This is a genomic window from Bosea sp. 29B (assembly GCF_902506165.1).
In the GTDB taxonomy this organism is placed as follows: Bacteria; Pseudomonadota; Alphaproteobacteria; order Rhizobiales; family Beijerinckiaceae; genus Allobosea.
The window spans coordinates 2,267,743-2,286,319 of sequence record NZ_LR733817.1 but is presented as its reverse complement, the minus strand read 5'-3'; the positions used below and the strand labels follow the sequence as shown (position 1 = coordinate 2,286,319).

Genomic DNA, 18,577 nt, shown 5'->3' with positions numbered 1-18,577 from the left:
AACGCCGGCCCACCATCGTCTACGATATCGAATCGCTCCAGTTACGCTACGACAATCGCGCACTGGTTGCGCCGACGCAAGCGAAGGCAAATCGCTCACATGAGCTGAAAGGCTCCGCTGCGCGGTGAAGACCGGGGGCGACGCTAGTCGTCTGACGTTGCCCCCTGTTTGCCCTCGTTCATAACTGGACTCTGCTCTCGCTTTGGTTCGTTCTGGGCCGGGTTGCAAACTCGTTGGGGGTGAGGCCGCCAAGGCTCGTATGCGGCCGGTGAGCGTTGTAGTCCGTCCTCCATTCTTCGATCAGCCGGCGGGCATTCGGCAGGTTCCGGAACATGTGCTCGTTCAGGCATTCGTCGCGGAAGCGGCCGTTCAGGCTCTCGACGAAGCCGTTCTGCATCGACTTGCCCGGTGCGATGCAGTGCCACTCGACCCGGCTGTCCTCCTGCCATTGCAGGATTACCCGCGAGGTCAGTTCGGTGCCGTTGTCGCTGTCCACCATGAGCGGCGGGCCGCGAAAGGCGATGAGTGCATCGAGCTCCCGGCCGACGCGCTGGCCGGAGAGCGAGGTGTCGACCACGAGCGCCAGGCACTCTCGCGTAAAGTCGTCGACGATGACCAGCACGCGGAAGCGGCGGCCGTCGACGAGTTCGTCCGCGACAAAGTCGAGGCTCCAGCGCTGGTTCGGCCTCTGTAGCATGGTCATCGACGCCCGTGTGCCGAGCGCGCGCTTGCGCCCGCCACGCCGGCGCACCGTCAGCCGTTCCTCCCGATAGAGCCGGAACAGCTTCTTGTGGTTCAGCGCGATGCCGTCCTGCCGCAGGAGGATGTGCAGGCGCCGATAGCCGAACCGCCATCGCTGACCCGCAAGGGTCTTCAGCCGCTCCCGGATCTCCACATCGTCTGAGCGCCGCGAGGCATAGCGATAGGTCTTCGGGGCAAGCCCGATCAGACCGCAGGCCCGACGCTGCGAATAGCTCTTCTTCGCGATCGCCCAGTTCACGAACGCTCTCCGCGATCCGGGCTTCAGAAGTTTTTCCCGAGCGCCTCGCGCAGCGTCGCGACGTCCAGCATCGATTCCGCCAGAAGCTTCTTGAGCTTGCGGTTCTCGTCGTCCAACGCCTTCAGCCGACGGGCGTCGGACACTTTCATGCCGCCATAGCGATTGCGCCAGTTAGAGAAGGTCGCGTCGCTGATCCCGTACTTGCGGCAGATGTCCGCCACCGCAATCCCGGCCTGATGCTCCTTCAGCACCGCAATGATCTGCTCTTCGCTGAACCGGCTCTTTTTCATCTCCGTCTCCTTCCGACGGAGCCCAATTCAAACCGAGGGCAAACAGGGGGCAACGTCAATCAGTTGGTCACACGCAAGTTTCCACGACCGCCCGCGACAGCCGCGGCGCGATCGGGAAAAGCCGAGCGGTAGCGATCAAGCGAATCGCTCATCGCAACGGTGAGAACGGGGCCTGAACAGCTTATGGGGAACGCGATAGGGAACGTGGGGAACGCGAGTTCAACGGTAGGCCGTCATAACCTGCTGACGTTCAAAGAGGTTTTTGGAGCGGGCGATCGGGATCGAACCGACGACATTCAGCTTGGGAAGCTGACGTTCTACCACTGAACTACGCCCGCGCTCCTGCCCCTATAGCCGGGCCGGGCTGCCGCCGGCAAGCCGGTCGCCACGAGAATTCCCCGTAGATGCGAAAAACCGCGCCGGACCCCTGTCGCCCGGCGCGGTTGGTTCAGACGCGGTGCGTCTCAGTAGCAGCCGTAGTAGCCGCAGCCATAATAGCCGTAGTGGCGGCGCGACGAGGCGGCGATGACCGCGCCGCCGACCGCACCGGCGACGACGCCGGCCGCGACCGCGTTGCTGGCCTGCGCGTTGGAGCGGCGGAAGCTCTGAAACACCTCGCTGCGGCAGCGCTCGAAGGCACGGGTGCCGGGGCGGTGGCCGGCATCGAGGCAGACCTGGTCCGACTCGGCCGCCGACTGCTCGACGCTCTGGCAGCCGCCGAGAGCGGCGGCGAGAACGCCGGCGATGATGAGGGCGCGCATGAGAAATCCTTTCCCTGTAGACGTTTGGCTACGAAAGCCATGAAGCGGAAGGCGGTCGAAGCCTGCCGCCGGTGACACAAGCATGAACACGCCGCAGGCCAATGGCCGGCAACGCCATCGGCGCTTGCTGCCATCTGACACGGAATCGCCATTTTGTCGCCCCGTAGCTTGCCGCCCGGGCAATCTTCCTGCCTGCGTTGCGGATTCGCAGCTAAGGAAAGGTTGAATCGGCCGCCAATTCGTCGCTCAAGCCGAGCGGAAATGCTTGGAGAGCTTCAGCGCCTGGCCCTGGTAGTTGGAGGTACCGATCGTGCCATAGAGGGCGTCGGGCTCGGCCGCCATGCGCTCGAACGCCAACCGGCCGACCACCTGCCCGTCCTCGAGCAGGAAGGGCACTTCATGGCTGCGGACCTCGAGGACGCCGCGGCTGCCGGGAACGCCGCCGGTGCCGACGCCGAAGCCGGGATCGAAGAAGCCGGCATAGTGGACGCGGAACTCGCCCATGGCCGGGTCGATCGGCGCCATCTCGGCGGCAAAGGCCGGCGGAATGTAGATCCGTTCCTTCGAGGCGAGAATGTAGAACTGATGGGGGTCGAGGATGAGCCGCTTGCGCTTGGCCGGGATCGGCGTCCAGAAATCGTCGATCTCGTAGCCGCCGACCCGGTCGACATCGATGACGTCGGTGAAGCGCTGGGCCTGGTAGCCGACGATCTCGCCCTCGGCGTCGCCGAGATGGATGCTGAACAGGAGACCGTTGCGGATCGTCGCGGGGCCGTCGACCAGAGCGGTGTGGCGATGGACCTCGCGCAGCTCGCGGTCGGAGACGCGAAAGCCCTCCGCCTCCTCCTGGCCAGAGCTCCGGCGGCGGAAGCGCAACTGGTTGAGACGGCTGCCCTTGCGCACCTTGATCGAGAAGCTCGACGGCGAGATCTCGGCATAGAGCTTGCCGGAATAGCCGCCTGCGACGCTGTCGAAGGCTTCGCTGCGGTCGGCGATCAGGCGGGTGAAGACATCGAGCCGGCCTGTCGAACTCTTCGGATTGGCGAAGGCCGAGATCGTCGCCGGCAGTTCGTGCAGCGACTCCATCAGCTCGACGACATAGACGCAGTTCTTCTCGAGGATCGCACCCTCCTCGAGCGAGACTTCGTCCTGGGTCAGGTCGGCGAGCATCTGGGCGACGCTTTTGTTCGGCCCAGGCAGGAAGCTGGCACGGACGCGATAGGCCTTGTGACCGAGACGCAGGTCGAGGCTCGCAGGCTGGTACTGGCTCTCGGCGAAGGCACCGGAGGTCGAGCGCACCATGCCACGATGGACGAGCTTGCGGATGTCCTGGCGCGGCAGCACGCCGGAGGAGCCGGCGAGCGAAGCCGGCCCGGTCGCGATCTCGGCCAGCATGTCGGGCGATGTCGCCATGGCGCTATCAGACCACCTTGTGAAGCGCGGCGCAAAGCCAGCCCGCCGCGAGATTGATCGTTCTTCCTGCCGCACCGGGGAGCCGCTGGCGAGTCCGGCGTGGCGTTGTCCACATGCCGGCGCCACTGCGGCTCATCGGATCTACAGCCGGTTGACAGCATTGACGCTGCGCCGCCGCAAGGCATAACAAGGCCTTCCCGCCGCCCCGGCGAGAGCCGCATGGAGGCGGCACGGAGCCGCGATGATGTACCAGGCCGAAACGCATGGCGTGCGCGTCACCGCCTCGCCCAAGTTCATGGACTCTGAATCCACGCCGGACCAGAGCCGCTATTTCTGGGCCTATACGATCGAGATCGAGAACCTGTCGCCCCGCGCCATGCAGTTGATGACGCGGCACTGGGTCATCACCGACGGACGCGGCGAGGTGCATGAGGTCCGTGGTGACGGCGTGATCGGCCAGCAGCCGGTGCTGCAGCCGGGCGAGCGCTTCAGCTATACCTCCGGCTGCCCGCTGATGACGCCCGATGGCAGCATGCGCGGCGTCTATGCCATGCTCGGCGAGGACGGCGCGCGTTTCGATGTCGAAGTGCCGCTGTTTCCGCTCGACTCGCCCTATGTGAAGAAGGTCCTGCATTGACTACCGCAACACCGACCGGGCAGCGCTACCAGCCGCTCGACATGCTCGCCCGCCTCGTCGCCTTCGACACGGTGAGCCACAAATCCAATCTCGACCTGATCGCCTTCGTCGAGGATTACCTCACCGGCTGGGGCGTAGCCTCCGTGCGCTTCCCGAACGCGACCGGCGACAAGGCGGCGCTGTTCGCCACGATCGGCCCACAGGACAAGGGCGGCGTCGTGCTCTCCGGCCATACCGACGTGGTGCCGGTCGAGGGCCAGGCCTGGTCGCGCGACCCGTTCACCCTGCATGTCGAAGACGGCAAGGCCTATGGCCGCGGCTCGGTCGACATGAAGGGCTTCGTCGCGCTGGCGCTTTCGCTGGTGCCGGATTTCCTCGCCGCGAACCTGAAGACGCCGATCCACCTGTTCTTCTCCTATGACGAGGAGGTCACCTGCCTCGGCGTCGTCGACGGCATCGCCGCGATGGGCAAGAGCCTGCCGCGCCCACGCGCCGTCATCGTCGGTGAGCCGACTTCGCTGGAACTCGCCGACGCGCATAAGGGCATCCGCACCTTCTTCACCGCGATCACCGGCTTTGCCGCGCATTCCTCGAAGCCGCATCTCGGCGCCAGCGCCGTCCATGCCGGCACGCGCCTCGCCGCCGGCCTCGTCGCCATGGCCGATGAGCGCGAAGGCCGGATCGACGAGAGCGGCCGCTTCGATCCGCCCTATGACACCGTCCATATCGGCAAGTTCCATGGCGGCATCGCCCGCAACATCCTGGCCGACCGCGCCGATCTCGCCTGGGAGGTGCGCACGCTTCCGGGCTCCGATCCCGAAGAGGTGCCAGCTCGCTTCGCCCTGCTGTCGGATGAGGTGCTGGCGCGCATGCGCAAGACCGCGCCATCGGCGACGATCGAGACGGTGATGAGCTCGGACGTGCCGGGTCTTGCGCCCGATCCGGGCTCTGAGGCCGAGACGCTGGTGATGCGCCTCGCAGGCCGCAACCGTACCATCGCCGTCGCCTATGCCACCGAGGCCGGGCATTTCCAGCGCGCGGGCCTGCCGACCATCGTCTGCGGCCCCGGCTCGATCGACCAAGCGCACCAGCCGGACGAGTACATCACGCTGGAGCAGTTCTCCGCCGGCGAGGCCTTCATGCGCCGGCTGCTGGCGGAGTGCAGGGCGTAAACAACGCCGTCATTCTCGGGCGAAGCGAAGCGCAGACCCGAGAATCTCCTGACGAGAAGGCACCGACCTGCGCCTTCTCCGGCCTGAGATGCTCGGATCCTGAGATGCTCGGGTCAAGCCCGAGCATGACGTGCGAGATTCACTCCCCCGCCGAGATCTCCGCCTCGACCTCGGCCGGGTCGAAATTGTAGCGGCGCGAGCAGAACTCGCAGGTGACGCCTAGCGTCCCGTCATCGGCGATCATCGCCTTGCGGTCGTCGGCCGAAAAACCCTTGAGCATGCCGAGCACGCGCTCGCGCGAGCAGCGGCAGGCCTCGTGCACCGCAACGGTCTCGAAGACATGGGCGCCGCGCTCATGGAAGAGTCGGTAGAGCAACTGCTCGCTTTCCAGCAGCGGATCGAGCAGTTCGTGATGCTCGATTGTCTCGACCAGCGAGCGCGCCTCGGTCCAGGCGTCGTCGCTAACGCCGTCATCGTCGCCGGCGGCGAGAATCTCATGGCCCTCGGGCGCATCGCCAGGGTGGAGGTCGGCGGCGCGCATGCGCTCGGGCGAGTTCGGCATGAACTGCACGATCAGCCCGCCGGCGCGCCAGGCGAGGCCGGCGCCGGTCAGGACCGAGCCGACGCCGAGGCGGATACGGCTCGGGATCTGCTCGGACTGGCGGAAATACTGGTGGCCAGCTTCTTCCAGGCTCTGCCCGTCGAGCGCAACGACACCCTGATAGCGCGTCGCCTCGCTGCCCTGGTCGACGGTCATGGCGAGGTGGCCCTTGCCAAGCAGGTCGCCGGTCGAGATCGCGTTTGAGTCGATCGCGGCCGCCAGCTGATCGGCATCGTAGCGGGCCATGGCGCGGTAGCAGTCGGGTGCGTTGAAGTCGACGACCAGCATCGACACCGGCCCATCGCTCTTGGTCTGCAGTTGAAAGCGGCCTTCGCCCTTCAGCGTGGTGCCGAGCATGACGGCGAGCGCCGCGGCCTCGGCGAGGACGCGCGCAACGGGCTCGGGATAATGATGCCGCGCGAGGATCCGGTCGAGCGAGGGTCCGAGCCTGACGACCCGGCCGCGCACGTCGAGATCAGGCACGGCGAAGGGCAACACCCGATCGTCGGGCGCGCCCGCGGGCGAACCTTCCGCCATCAGGCCGCCACTCCGCCGAAGCACCAGGCCAGGATGCCCTTCTGGGCATGCAGCCGGTTCTCGGCCTCGTCGAAGACAGCCGATTGCGGGCCGTCCATGACCTGGTCGGTCACTTCCTCGCCGCGCGAAGCCGGCAGGCAGTGCATGAAGATCGCATCCTTCTCGGCACGGCCGAGCAGGCGCTCATCGACCTGGTAGGGCCGCAGCAGGTTGTGGCGCGTGCCTTCCTGGTCGCCCATCGAGACCCAGCAATCGGTGATGACGCAGTCGGCGCCCTCGACCGCAGCTTCGGGTCGGCTGGTCAGTTGCAGCCTGGCGCCCTGGTCGCGGGCCCAGTCGAGCAGCGCCGGCGGGGGTGCGAGCTCTTCGGGCGTCGCGATGGCGAGCTCGAAATCGAGCCGCCCGGCCGCATGGACCCAGGAGGTCAGCACATTGTTGGTGTCGCCGGTCCAGGCGATGCGCTTGCCCTTGATCGAGCCCTTGCGCTCCTCGAAGGTCATGACATCGGCCATGACCTGGCAGGGATGCTGGCGCTTGGTCAGGCCGTTGATCACCGGCACGGTGGCGTATTGCGCCATCTCGACCACGGCGTCGTGGTCGAGCATGCGGATCATGATCGCGTCGACATAGCGCGACAGCACGCGGGCGGTGTCGGCGATGGTCTCGCGCTCGCCAAGCTCGATCTCCTGGCCGGTCACCATCATTGGCGAGCCGCCGAGCTCGCGGATGCCGACGTCGAAGGAGACGCGCGTCCGCAGCGAAGGCTGCTCGAAGATCATGGCAATGACCTTGCCTTCGAGCAGGCGGTCGCCGGCGGCGGCGGGCGTGCGCCGGCGGGCCTTGATGTCCTCGCCGGCCTTGAGGATGGCGCGGAGTTCTCCGGCCGAAAAATCAGAGAGATCGAGAAAGTGACGCGTCGCAGACATCATGCTCACTCCGCCGCCGGCCGGGCGAACTCCGCCTCGACCGCGCCAGCCGCCTTGTCGAGCCGCGCCACCGCCGCGGCCACTTCGCTCTCGCCGATGATCAAGGGCGGCAGCAGGCGCACGACATTGTCGCCGGCGGCGACCACGAGCAGGCCGGCGGCCCGCGCCTGCGCGACGAAATCGGTGTTCGGGGTCTTGAGCTTGAGGCCGAGCATCAGCCCCTCGCCGCGGATCTCCTCGATCACCTGAGGATGCTGATCCTTGAGCTGGGCCAGCGACTGGCGCAGGCGCAAGGCCGTCTTCTGGACATGGTCGAGGAAACCATCAGCCAGGATGACGTCGAGCACGGCATTGCCGACCGCCATGGCGAGCGGATTGCCGCCGAAGGTGGTGCCATGCGTGCCCAGCGTCATGCCCGACGCCGCCTCCTCGGTGGCGAGGCACGCGCCCATCGGGAAGCCGCCGCCAATGCCCTTGGCGATCGACATGATGTCGGGGGCGACACCGTAATGCTCATAGGCGAAGAACTTGCCGGTGCGGCCGACGCCGGTCTGGATCTCGTCGAAGATCAGCATCAGCCCGTGCTCGTCACAGAGCTCGCGGAGCTGCTTGAGGACACGCATCGGCACCGAGCGCAGGCCGCCCTCGCCCTGGATCGGCTCGATCATCAGCGCGGCGGTCTCCGGCCCGATCGCGGCCTTCAGCGCCGCCTCGTCGTCGAACGGCACCTGGTCGAAGCCGTCGACCTTTGGGCCGAAGCCGTCGATGTATTTCTGCTGGCCACCGGCGGCGATGGTCGCGAGCGTGCGGCCATGGAAGGCGCCCTCGAAGGTGACGACCCGGAAGCGCTCGGGATGGCCCTTCGCGGCGTGGTACTTGCGCGCCATCTTGATCGCGCACTCGTTCGCCTCGGCGCCCGAATTGGTGAAGAAAACGCGTTCAGCGAAGGTCGCCTCGCAGAGCCGGCGGGCGAGCTTCTCGCCCTCGGGCATCGTGTAGAGGTTGGAGGTGTGCCAGATGCGCTGCGCCTGCTGGGTCAGCGCCTCGACCAGATGCGGATGGGCGTGGCCGAGCGAATTGACGGCGATGCCGGCGCCGAAATCGAGATAGCGGGTGCCATCGGCGGTGATCGCCCAGGCGCCCTCGCCACGCTCGAGCGCGATCGGGGCGCGGGCATAGGTCGGCAGGAGAACGGAAGAAGCGGAAACGGTGCTCATGGAGCAAAATCCTTGCGGCGAGACAGGAAGGTAGCGCGGAATCTCGGGCCGGGAACGGCAGGGTGGGACGCAAGGCGGCATGATGCCGGCACGATGCGACCCGCCGGCGACATTATCGTCGCTGGCCGCTCCCGCCGTCTCGTCGCGCGTCAAGCCGCATCAAAGGAAAATCCCGATCGCTCAAAAACATAAGCGCCGCCCTTGGGGGCGGCTGCGTCGGGTGACTATGCAAAACCGGCCCGGCCCTGTCAATTCCGGCTGACCTCGCGGCAGCGTTGCCGAATAGACTCACTGTCCGGCCGTCTGCGGCGATTGGCTGGGGAAAAGCCGAATTACGATTCGGCGACTCTTGTGGCCGAGTCAGGCCATCTTGTATGGTCCTCTTCGTCAGATACGACATCTCGTGCGGCGTCTCCTGTATCGTCAGTTCCGGGCGTAACGGCTTCCGTTTTGTAACGGACGCTGCCGGTATCGGATTCCGCCATGATCTCTCCCTATGCCTCGCCGGCCCGCTGGCGAAGCATGACGAAGACAGGTGCAACCCCATGACCGAAGCCGGAGCCTGGACCGACGAACGCGTCGAACTGCTCAAGAAGCTCTGGAATGACGGCCTGAGCGCAAGCCAGATCGCTGCCGAGCTCGGCAGCGTCACGCGCAACGCCGTCATCGGGAAGGTTCACCGTCTCGGCTTGTCCGGCCGGGCCAAGAGCCCCGGCTCGGCCACGCCGCGCCCGCGCAAGCCAGCGGCCCGCCCACCGAGCCACCCGGCCGGCCATCAGAACGGTGGCTCTGGGCTGACTCGCGGCAACACCGCGCTGGCCCCGCAGTTCGCGCCCGAGATCGCGGCCGAAGCACAGGTCGAACGCGCTCCGGCGCCGGCCGAGGACGTGGTCGTGCCGTTCTCCGAGCGGGTCACGATCATGGATCTGCGCGAATATATGTGCCGCTGGCCGATGGGCGACCCGACCACGCCGGAGTTCCGCTTCTGCGGCGGCCGCAGCGCGACCGGCATGCCCTATTGCACCTATCACGCCCGGATCGCCTACCAGCCGGCAGCCGACCGGCGCCGCGACCGCAAGCCCATCCGCGCCTGAGCGCTCGGAACTGAGTGGCACGACCATGAAAGCCGGCCGAAAGGCCGGCTTTTCGTTGTCGAGGCAGTTCCTGTGTCAAAGCAGGAAGTGAAATCCGAAGCCCAGGATGACGAAGCCCGCCGCGACGACCTGCGCCACGAAGAGCGGCTGCAGGCGCGAGGCCTTCTCGGCTTGATCAGCGGCCTTCTCGGCCCGCGACATGTGGTCCCTGGCCTTGAACTGCTCGGGACCGCCATCCCCTTCCAGATCCATCCGCACCGTGATGAACGCGATGACCAGGCCGAGTATGCCGAGACCGAAGAAGCCGACCAGGCGGAGCGCGCCATAGCCGACGCCGATCAACAGCGCGGCGAGAAAGGGAAAGGCGATATAGTCCCATTTGGTGAAGCGCATGAAGGCAATCTGCGGGAACCGCGCATCGTCGTCCAGCCGATGCAACCGAACGCCAAACGGCAAGGAGAGAGCATGGGTCCTGTCGAATATGCCTGCGCGCTGCCGATCCGGGATGGGCAGCTCCTGTTGGGCTTGCGGGCTCCGCACCGCCGGAACCGCCCCTCCTGCTGGGATACGATCGGCGGCCATGTCGAGCCAAGCGAGGCCGTCGAGGCCGCCCTCGTCCGCGAGCTGCAGGAAGAGCTCGGCGTCACGACGACGGTCTTCCGCCGTTTCGAGACGATCGAGACGACCGAGACGGATGGCGTCACGCCCGCACTCTGGCATCTGTTCGCGGTCATCGAATGGACCGGCGGCGAGCCCAGGATCAGCAATGACGAGCATAACGAGATCCGCTGGTTCACCTTCGATCAGGTCCGATCGCTGACCCCGCTGGCATCGGAGGCCTATCGCCCGGTCTTCGCCCGGCTGGCCGCGGCTTTCGGGCCGGAAGCGTAGGCATCAGCATGGCGACATTCGCGACCTACGCAGGCGCGGCGCTGGCGGAGATCGCCGGCTGCTACGCCTTCTGGGCCTGGCTCAAGCTCGGCAAGCCGGTCTGGTGGCTGCTGCCGGGCCTGGGATCGCTCGCGGCTTTCGCCTGGCTGCTGACCCTGCTCGACAATCCAGCCGCCGGGCGCGCCTTCGCCGCCTATGGCGGCGTCTATATTGTGGCGTCGCTGGCCTGGATGGCGCTGGTCGAGAAGATCGCGCCCGACCACTACGACCTGGCCGGCGCCGCGCTCTGCCTCGCCGGCGCGGCGGTGATCGTCGCCGCGCCGCGCTGACAGAAGCGCTCAACTTCGCGCAAAAGTCTCGTCGAAGGCATAGCCGGCGCCGCGCACCGTGCGCAGCGGGTCCTTGGCATTGGCGGGCGTGATCGCCTTGCGCAGGCGCCCGACATGAACGTCGACGGTGCGCTCGTCGATATAGACGTCGCGGCCCCAGACGGCGTCGAGCAATTGCGCCCGGGAATAGACCCGGCCCGGCGCCTGCATCAGGAACTCGAGCAGGCGGAACTCGGTCGGTCCGAGATGCAGCTCGGCCCCGGCACGGCGGACACGGCGGGTGGTGCGGTCGAGTTCGAGATCGCCGGCAGCAAGTAAGCCGGCAACGTGGCCGGGCTTGGCACGGCGCAGCAGCGCCTGGATGCGGGCGATCAGCTCGGGCAGCGAGAAGGGCTTGACGACATAGTCGTCGGCGCCGGTGGCAAGGCCGCGCACGCGCTCGGTCTCCTCGCCGCGGGCCGTCAGCATGATGATCGGCACGCGCTCGGTGTCGCGGCGCGTGCGCAGGCGCCGGCAGAGCTCAATGCCGGAGAGGCCGGGCAGCATCCAGTCGAGCAGGACGAGATCGGGCGTATGGTCGCGCAGATGCAATTCGGCGTCGTCACCGCGCGCCACGCTGTCGACCTCGAAGCCCTCGGCCTCAAGATTGTAGCGCAGCAGCAGGGTGAGCGGCTCCTCGTCCTCGACGATCAGGATGCGTGCGGGCATGTCAGGGTCCGTTCAAGCCCCGCCAGTTCAGCCATTGGCTGCCGGCAGGTCGACGAGGATGTTGGTGGTGTCGAGCTTCGGCCGGGTTTCGTCCATGGACTGGCCGGTGACGAGGTAGTGGATGGTCTCGGCGATGTTGGTGGTGTGATCGCCGATGCGCTCGACATTCTTGGCGCAGAACAGGAGGTGCGTGCAGAAGGTGATGTTGCGCGGATCTTCCATCATATAGGTCAGGAGCTCGCGGAACAGCGAGGTGTAGAGCGCGTCGATCTCGTCGTCGCGGCGCCAGACATCCATCGCCTTCTGCTCGTTGCTAGCGGCATAAGCGTCGAGCACGTCCTTGAGCTGGGCCTGAACCAGGCGGCTCATATGCTCGAGGCCGACCACGGCGCGATGCGGCGGCGAGAACTGGCCGGAGATCGCGACGGCGCGCTTGGCGATGTTCTTGGCGAGGTCGCCGACACGCTCGATGTCGGCGGCGATGCGGATCGCCGAGATCAGCTCGCGCAGGTCGTTCGCCAGCGGCTGGCGGCGGGCGATGGTCAGCACCGCCTTTTCCTCGACCTCGCGCTGGAGATTGTCGAGGCGCTGGTCGGCGCTGATGATCTTCTGGGCGAGCGCGGTGTCGCGGCGCACCAGCGCCACGGTGGAGTCGCCGAGCATGCGCTCGGACATGCCGCCCATCTCGGCGAGGCTGCGGCGCAGCCCTTCGAGATCGGCGTCGTAGGAGCGGACGATATGGTCGGACATGGGGCGTATCCTTGGGGCTTGCCGACGCTTCGGAATGTCAACCGAAACGGCCGGTGACGTAGTCCTGCGTCTGCTTCTTATGCGGGTTCATGAAGATGTTGTTGGTGGCGTCGAACTCGATCACCTCGCCAAGGTACATGAAGGCGGTGTACTGCGAGATGCGCGCCGCCTGCTGCATGTTGTGGGTGACGATGACGATGGTGAAGTCGCTCTTCAGCTGCTCGAGCAGGTCCTCGATCTTGCCGGTCGAGATCGGGTCGAGCGCCGAGGTCGGCTCGTCGAACAGGATGACCTCGGGCTTCTGCGCGATGGTGCGCGCGATGCACAGGCGCTGCTGCTGGCCGCCGGAGAGGCCCATGCCGGAGCTCTTCAGCTTGTCCTTGACCTCGTCCCAGAGGGCGGCACGGCGCAGCGCGCCCTCGACGCGGTCGTCGAGCTCCGACTTCGGCGGCTTCTCGTAGAGGCGGATGCCGAAGGCGACGTTGTCGTAGATCGACATCGGGAACGGCGTCGGCTTCTGGAAGACCATGCCGATGCGCGAGCGCAATTCGTTCACGTCGACATTGTTGGAGATGATGTTGCGGCCGTCGAGCAGGATCTCGCCGGTCGCCTTCTGCTCGGGATAGAGCGAGTAGATGCGGTTGAAGATGCGCAGCAGGGTCGACTTGCCGCAGCCCGACGGGCCGATCAGCGCGGTGACGTGCCGGTCACGGAAGTCGAGGTTGATGTTCTTCAGCGCCTTGTGCTCGCCGTAGTAGAAATCGAGGTTCTTGACGGCGATGCGAACGGGAGCTTCGGCGTCCAGCGTCTGCGGGCTCAGTTCAAGGGTCGAAAGCATCTGCATGGTCCTTCCGATCGGACGCTTATCACTTGCCGCCGCGCACGATGCGCCGGGCGATGATGGAAAGCACGAGGATTGAGACGGTGATGATCAGCGATCCCGCCCAGGCGAGCTGCTGCCAGTTCTCGTAAGGGGCGGAGGCGAACTGATAGATCGTCACCGGCAGGTTGGAGACGCCGCCGACGAGGTTCGGCGAGAACCAGAAATTATTGTTGAGCGCCGTGAAGATCAGCGGCGCAGTCTCGCCGGCGATGCGGGCGAGGGCCAGCAAGATGCCGGTGACCATGCCCGACTTCGCCGCCCGCCAGGTCACCGAGGTGATGACGACGGAGGGCGGGGCGCCGAGCGCAGCGCCCGCCTCGCGCAGGGAGCCGGGAACAAGGCGCAGCATGTCCTCGGTGGTCCGCACGATCACCGGGATCGCGATTATGCCGAGAGCAACGCCGCCAGCCCAGCCGGAATAACCGCGGAACGGCTCGACCATGATCACGTAGACGAACAGGCCGATCAGGATCGAAGGCGCCGAGAGCAGGATGTCGTTGATGAAGCGGATGAGCTCGGCAAGCTTGGAGGCCTTGCCGTATTCGGCCAGGTAGGTGCCGGCGAGCACGCCGATCGGCGTCGCCACGGCAATACCGAGGAAGGTCAGCACGATCGAGCCGACGATGGCGTTGGCGAGGCCGCCACCCTCCGTGCCCGGCCCCGGCGTGATCTGGGTGAAGGTCGAGGCGGAGAGCCCGCCCAATCCTTTCACGATCAGCATGCCGAGGATCCAGAACAGCACGACGATCGCGATCAGGGTGAAGCTCGTCGCGATGATCTTCATCATCCGGTCTGCGGTGCGGCGCGCGGGGCGCACGCGGCCCCATTCGACATGCGGCGCGGTCATGGTCTTGGTGGATGTCGCCATGGTCATGGGTCCAGCTCCGCTCAGTAGCGCTTCACCCGCGCGACCAGGAGGCGCGCGATGACGAGGACGACGAAGGTGACGAAGAACAGGATGCAACCGAGCGCGATCAGCGAGTTGAGCTGCAGGCCGAGCGCCTCGTTGAACTCGTTGGCGATGCGCGAGGCGATGGTCGAGCCGGGATCCAGGATCGAGGGCGAGAGCCGGTTGGCGTTGCCGACGACGAAGGTCACCGCCATGGTCTCGCCGAGCGCGCGGCCGAGGCCGAGCATGACGGCGCCGATGATCGAAACGCCGGCCTGCGGCACCAGGACGTGGCGGACGACCTCCCAGGTCGTCGCGCCGATGCCGTAGGCGCTCTCGCGCAGCACCGACGGGATCTGGTCGAGCATGTCGCGGGTGATCGAGGCGATGAAGGGGATGATCATGAAGGCCAGGATGATCCCGGCGGTCAGGATGCCCAGGCCCGAGGGCGAGCGCGAATACAGAACGGTGCCGATGATCGGCATGCCCTCGACGATGTTCGAGAGCGGGATCTGGACATAGGCCGCGAACAGCGGCGCGAAGACGAACAGCCCCCACATGCCGTAGATGATCGAGGGCACGGCGGCGAGCAACTCGATCGCGGTCGAGACCGGCTGCTTGAACCAGGGCGGCGCCAGCTGGGTCAGGAAGACGGCGATCCCCAGCGAGAGCGGGACGCCGACGACGAGCGCGATCAACGCGGTCGAGAGGGTGCCGACGATGGCGGGCCAGGCACCATATTGGTCGTTCTGGGTGTCCCAGACGCTGGAGGTGATGAAGCCGAAACCGAATTCGCGGAAGGCAGGCCAGCCGCCGATGACCATCGAGAGCATGATGCCGGCGAGCAGCACCAGCACGAACAGCGCCGCCAGCAGGCTGGCATTGCGGAAGATGAGATCGAAGGTCCCCATCGGGGTCTTGCGCACCGGCGCGCTCGGCGCGGCGTACTGGTCGGTCACGGCAGACATCCGTGGTTACTCCGGTCTCGAAAGGCGACTATCGGATCGAAACGAGGCTCTGGTCGTCGTGGAAGCGGGGGCCCTTGTCCGGCCCCCGCCCCCGTATCGTCACGCGGAAGCGATCAGAAGATCGGCTTGCCCGCCGGGTCGGTCACGCCCTTCCAGGCGTTGCGGACCTGGTCCTTGACGTTGGCCGGCAGCGGCACGTAGTCGAGGTCGAGGGCGAGCTGGTCGCCGCTCTTATAGGCCCAGTCGACGAACTTCAGCGCGGCCTGCACCTCTTCCGGCTTCTCGGGCTTGGCGTGCACGAGCAGGAAGGTGGCGGAGGTGATCGGCCAGGCCTGGGCGCCCTTCTGGTTGTTCAGCGAGATGCCGAAGCCGGGAGCCTCGTTCCAGTTGGCATTGGCGGCGGCGGCCTGGAAGGCCTTGTCGTCCGGCGCCGGGAAGTTGCCGTCGGCGTTCTTGACGAGGGCGTGGGCCAGCTTGTTCTGCTTGGCATAAGCGTATTCGACGTAGCCGATCGAGTTGGCGACCTGCTTGACCGAGGCCGAGACGCCCTCATTGCCCTTGCCGCCGATGCCGACCGGCCACTGCACGGCCGTGTTGGTGCCGATCTTCGTCTTCCAGTCGGCCGAGACCTTGGAGAGGTAATCGGTGAAGACGAAAGTCGTGCCCGAGCCGTCCGAACGGTAGACCGGGTTGATGTTGGCGTCGGGCAGCTTCAGGTCGCCGTTCAGCGCGACGATCTTCGGGTCGTTCCACTTCTTGATGTTGCCGAGATAGATCTCGGCGATCAGCTCGCCCGAGAGCTTGAGCTTGCCCGGCTCGACGCCGGCGATGTTGATCGCGGGGACGACGCCGCCCATCACGGTCGGGAACTGGATCAGGCCGTCCTTGGTCAGGTCCTCGCCCTTGAGCGGGGCGTCGGTGGCGCCGAAGGCGACGGTCTTCGCCTTGATCTGGCGGATGCCACCGCCCGAGCCGATCGACTGATAGTTCAGGCCGATGCCGCTCTCCTTCTTATAGGCCTCGGCCCATTTGGAGTAGATCGGGAAGGGGAAGGTCGCGCCGGCGCCGGTGATGTCGGCAGCCTGGGCGAAGCCCGACAGGCCGACGGCGGCGGCCGCGAGAATGAGAAGTTTGCGCATGAGGTGTCCTCTAAAGGTCGCAAGTGCAGCGGCCCTGCTAGAACACCGGCTGTATGACAGCTGGATGACACATCGTCATGAAAGTGAGCCGGCCGTCGTCACAAATCGTTAACGGACTGCATCGGGCAGGCGCGGCAGGATCGCCCGGAAGGTCGCGCCTTGGCCGACCACGCTCTCGATCGTCAGGCGGCCGCGATGGCGCAGGACGATGTGCTTGACGATGGCGAGGCCAAGGCCGGTGCCGCCGGCCTCGCGGCTCGCGGCGGTGTCGACGCGGTAGAAGCGCTCGGTCAGGCGCGGCAGGTGCTCCGGCGCGATGCCGGGACCGTCGTCGCGCACGCTGAGGCTGGCCTCATCGCCGGAGATCGCGACGGTGATGCCGACCTCGCCGCCACGCTGGCCGTATTTGATCGCGTTCTCGACCAGGTTCTCCATCAGCCGCAGCAATTCGTCGCGGTCGCCGGCGACGGTGACGGGCTGCTGCGGAACGTCGAGCTTCAGCGTCACATCGCGCTCACGCGCCATCAGCACGAGCGAGTCGAGGATCTCGCGGGCGATGCTGGAGAAGTCGACCGGCGTCTCCGGCGCGAGATGGGCGCGCAATTCGATGCGCGACAGCGAGAGCAGGTCGTCGACGAGACGGGCCATGCGCAGGCCCTGCTCGCGCATGATCGTCAGGAAGCGGTCGCGCGCCACGGCATCGTTGCGGGCCGGGCCCTGCAGGGTCTCGACGAAGCCGAGCACGGAGGCGAGCGGCGTGCGCAGTTCATGGCTGGCATTGGCGACGAAATCGACGCGCATGCGCTCGGTCATGCGCTGCTCGCTGAGATCTTCGAAAGTGAGGAGCACGGCCCGGCGCCAGCCGCTGCCGGCAAGCGCGGCGATATGGATGCGGAAGGTGCGCTCGACCGGAACGCGCTCGATCAATTCGACCGCACGGCGGCCGCCATGACGCGAGACCTGCTCGATCGCATCGATCAGGTCGGGATCGCGCATCACCAGAGCGAGCGGCTTGCCCTTGGCGAGCGCCGTGACCAGCGCCGGCGCCGTCGGGCTCAGCGCCTGGATCACGCCCTGCGGGTCGAGCAATACGGCGGGAACGCCGATGGCCTCGATCAGCGCCGCCGTGACCGGCGCCTTCGGGTCGACCAAAGCGTGCATGCGGTTCCTGCCTTCCGATGCGTGGCCTGCGGCGAGGCGTCATAGGCCGGAGCGGTGGTGCAGCGCAATTCCCCCCGCGCAGAACGAAGCGCTATTCGCCGGCGATGGGGGCCGACAAGCCGAAACCCGGGCCACCGGGAGACTGAATGCCACCGAGGAGCTGGATCAGCTCGGCCTGGCGGCGCACCCCCGTCTTGGCGAAGACGGATTTGAGCTGGCCCCGCACGGTTTCGGGCCGGATGCCGTGGCTGCTGGCGATGCCGGCGACCGTGCCGCCCGACAGGAGCAACCGCGTGACCTTCGCCTCCGCCGGGCTGAGATCGAACAGCGCTTCGAGGATGGCCGCGGACGGCGCCGCGCCACGTCCGACTTCGGTGAGGTAGAACAGCTGAGCAGCGCCGGAGAAAACGTCGAGCCCGGCCCGCCTGAGCGGAACCAGATGCGCGACGAAGGCGGGCCGCTCGCCGGTCGCCCGGATCGGGAACGACAGCCCGGCGTCCCCTGCCACGTCGAGATGCAGCTGCAGGCGCTCGTTCGCCGCGGGATCGGAGAGACGCACGCGGTCGAAGGCGCCGATCTCGAACGCGCCGCAGGTGGTGATCAGCTCATTGGCAGCAAGCACGCTATGGCGGCCCGTGATGATGGCTGCCGGCAGGCCGATCAGCTCCAGTGCCGCGACGCTGGCACGCGCCCGCTCGAGGCCAAGACGCGCCGCGATGATCGAAGCCCGCGCCAGATGCGGCCGGAACTGGTCGAGCGCGGCGGCCGTCTCGCGCGGAACAGGGCCGTCGGCGTAGAGGCGCTCGATCGAGAAGACGATACTGTCGCCGCTGGTCGAGTGGATCGAGGTGCCGACGCACCAGCCCCAGCCGCGCGGCCTGAGAAAATCGCGATAGAACGGATCCTGCTCCAGCTCCTCGGGCGCAATCGCGTCGAGATCGGTCAGGAAACGCGGTTCGTAGAGCGGGACCAGGCGCTTGCCTCGCAGATTGTCCGCGACGAAGGGCGAAGCGACCCATTCGGCCGCGACGGCGTGGATGGCCTGCGAGGAGGTCCACTGGAACCGGCTCGGAGACGCCGCGAACAGGATCGTGCCGACGCCGCCGGCTCTCGCCGCCAGCCGGTCGAGCACATCAGCCCATCGTTCCGGCACGACGGCGGCCTCGTAGATCTCGTCGATGAGGTTCGTCGCGTCCACCACTTACCCCGAG

At 66.7% G+C, this 18,577-nt stretch carries 20 protein-coding genes and 1 tRNA gene; 5 read left to right on the top strand and 16 right to left on the bottom strand.

Annotated elements, in window-relative coordinates:
• Positions 1-178 precede the first annotated feature (178 nt).
• The 4 genes from GV161_RS11195 to GV161_RS11180 all read right to left on the bottom strand — a co-directional run bounded on the left by GV161_RS11195 (position 179) and on the right by GV161_RS11180 (position 3,464).
• A protein-coding gene (locus GV161_RS11195; protein WP_152013076.1) for an IS3 family transposase occupies positions 179-1,290 on the bottom strand; the annotation gives its coding sequence in 2 pieces (ribosomal slippage) (positions 179-1,035 and positions 1,035-1,290; 1,113 coding nt in all).
• Positions 1,291-1,553: 263 nt separating this feature from the next.
• Positions 1,554-1,628: transfer RNA gene (locus GV161_RS11190), tRNA-Gly, on the bottom strand.
• 126 nt (positions 1,629-1,754) lie between these two features.
• A complete protein-coding gene (locus GV161_RS11185; RefSeq protein WP_091835422.1) occupies positions 1,755-2,051 on the bottom strand; it encodes a hypothetical protein in 297 nt (98 codons plus the stop codon).
• Positions 2,052-2,297: 246 nt separating this feature from the next.
• A complete protein-coding gene (locus GV161_RS11180) occupies positions 2,298-3,464 on the bottom strand; it encodes a 2'-deoxycytidine 5'-triphosphate deaminase (RefSeq protein ID WP_280179025.1) in 1,167 nt (388 codons plus the stop codon).
• Between the two features lie 244 nt (positions 3,465-3,708).
• Between GV161_RS11180 and apaG the strand changes: the two genes are divergently transcribed.
• Positions 3,709-4,101 carry a Co2+/Mg2+ efflux protein ApaG gene (apaG, locus tag GV161_RS11175; protein ID WP_152013077.1) on the top strand — a complete coding sequence of 131 codons (393 nt, stop codon included), beginning with the start codon at positions 3,709-3,711 and terminating at the stop codon, positions 4,099-4,101.
• Positions 4,098-5,273 (top strand): acetylornithine deacetylase, encoded by a 1,176-nt coding sequence (gene argE / locus GV161_RS11170; protein WP_280179026.1) that lies wholly within the window; start codon positions 4,098-4,100, stop codon positions 5,271-5,273. The genes apaG and argE overlap by 4 nt, the downstream gene beginning before the upstream one ends.
• A gap of 139 nt (positions 5,274-5,412) precedes the next feature.
• Here argE and GV161_RS11165 read toward each other — a convergent pair whose 3' ends face one another.
• Genes GV161_RS11165 through GV161_RS11155 form a run of 3 tightly spaced genes read right to left on the bottom strand, consistent with a single transcriptional unit; the run spans position 5,413 to position 8,554 of the window.
• Positions 5,413-6,411, bottom strand: a complete 999-nt coding sequence (locus GV161_RS11165; RefSeq protein ID WP_152013078.1) for an Hsp33 family molecular chaperone — start codon at positions 6,409-6,411, stop codon at positions 5,413-5,415.
• Positions 6,411-7,340, bottom strand: coding sequence for an ornithine carbamoyltransferase (gene argF / locus GV161_RS11160; RefSeq protein WP_152013079.1), 930 nt, complete (start codon positions 7,338-7,340; stop codon positions 6,411-6,413). Before argF ends, GV161_RS11165 begins: the two co-directional genes overlap by 1 nt.
• A gap of 2 nt (positions 7,341-7,342) precedes the next feature.
• Positions 7,343-8,554, bottom strand: coding sequence for an aspartate aminotransferase family protein (locus tag GV161_RS11155; protein ID WP_152013080.1), 1,212 nt, complete (start codon positions 8,552-8,554; stop codon positions 7,343-7,345).
• Between the two features lie 545 nt (positions 8,555-9,099).
• Here GV161_RS11155 and GV161_RS11150 point away from each other — a divergent pair.
• Positions 9,100-9,648: a GcrA family cell cycle regulator gene (locus tag GV161_RS11150; protein ID WP_152013081.1), complete on the top strand. Its 549-nt coding sequence runs from the start codon at positions 9,100-9,102 to the stop codon at positions 9,646-9,648.
• 75 nt (positions 9,649-9,723) lie between these two features.
• Here GV161_RS11150 and GV161_RS11145 read toward each other — a convergent pair whose 3' ends face one another.
• The gene (locus tag GV161_RS11145) at positions 9,724-10,041 is read right to left on the bottom strand and encodes a hypothetical protein (RefSeq protein WP_152013082.1); all 318 of its coding nucleotides are present in this window, start codon (positions 10,039-10,041) and stop codon (positions 9,724-9,726) included.
• Positions 10,042-10,113: 72 nt separating this feature from the next.
• Between GV161_RS11145 and GV161_RS11140 the strand changes: the two genes are divergently transcribed.
• Both GV161_RS11140 and GV161_RS11135 read left to right on the top strand, forming a co-directional pair.
• Entirely contained in the window at positions 10,114-10,539 is a 426-nt protein-coding gene (locus tag GV161_RS11140) for an NUDIX hydrolase (RefSeq protein WP_201303010.1), read from the top strand.
• Between the two features lie 8 nt (positions 10,540-10,547).
• Positions 10,548-10,868 (top strand): YnfA family protein, encoded by a 321-nt coding sequence (locus GV161_RS11135; protein ID WP_152013084.1) that lies wholly within the window; start codon positions 10,548-10,550, stop codon positions 10,866-10,868.
• Between the two features lie 9 nt (positions 10,869-10,877).
• Here the strand turns inward: GV161_RS11135 and phoB are convergent, their stop codons facing one another.
• The 8 genes from phoB to GV161_RS11095 form a co-directional block, all read right to left on the bottom strand.
• Positions 10,878-11,576, bottom strand: a complete 699-nt coding sequence (phoB, locus tag GV161_RS11130) for a phosphate regulon transcriptional regulator PhoB (RefSeq protein WP_091835441.1) — start codon at positions 11,574-11,576, stop codon at positions 10,878-10,880.
• A gap of 27 nt (positions 11,577-11,603) precedes the next feature.
• Positions 11,604-12,326, bottom strand: coding sequence for a phosphate signaling complex protein PhoU (phoU, locus tag GV161_RS11125; RefSeq protein ID WP_152013085.1), 723 nt, complete (start codon positions 12,324-12,326; stop codon positions 11,604-11,606).
• A gap of 37 nt (positions 12,327-12,363) precedes the next feature.
• The gene (gene pstB, locus GV161_RS11120) at positions 12,364-13,164 is read right to left on the bottom strand and encodes a phosphate ABC transporter ATP-binding protein PstB (protein ID WP_152013086.1); all 801 of its coding nucleotides are present in this window, start codon (positions 13,162-13,164) and stop codon (positions 12,364-12,366) included.
• A 28-nt stretch (positions 13,165-13,192) separates the two neighbouring features.
• Positions 13,193-14,083, bottom strand: a complete 891-nt coding sequence (pstA, locus tag GV161_RS11115; RefSeq protein WP_244623934.1) for a phosphate ABC transporter permease PstA — start codon at positions 14,081-14,083, stop codon at positions 13,193-13,195.
• Between the two features lie 14 nt (positions 14,084-14,097).
• Positions 14,098-15,066 carry a phosphate ABC transporter permease subunit PstC gene (gene pstC, locus GV161_RS11110; RefSeq protein WP_152013087.1) on the bottom strand — a complete coding sequence of 323 codons (969 nt, stop codon included), beginning with the start codon at positions 15,064-15,066 and terminating at the stop codon, positions 14,098-14,100.
• A 113-nt stretch (positions 15,067-15,179) separates the two neighbouring features.
• Positions 15,180-16,205: a phosphate ABC transporter substrate-binding protein PstS gene (pstS, locus tag GV161_RS11105; RefSeq protein WP_152013088.1), complete on the bottom strand. Its 1,026-nt coding sequence runs from the start codon at positions 16,203-16,205 to the stop codon at positions 15,180-15,182.
• Positions 16,206-16,313: 108 nt separating this feature from the next.
• Entirely contained in the window at positions 16,314-17,366 is a 1,053-nt protein-coding gene (locus tag GV161_RS11100) for an ATP-binding protein (protein ID WP_152013089.1), read from the bottom strand.
• A gap of 91 nt (positions 17,367-17,457) precedes the next feature.
• On the bottom strand, positions 17,458-18,564 hold the full coding sequence (locus tag GV161_RS11095; protein ID WP_159650218.1) for a helix-turn-helix transcriptional regulator: 1,107 nt from the start codon (positions 18,562-18,564) through the stop codon (positions 17,458-17,460).
• Positions 18,565-18,577 lie beyond the last annotated feature (13 nt).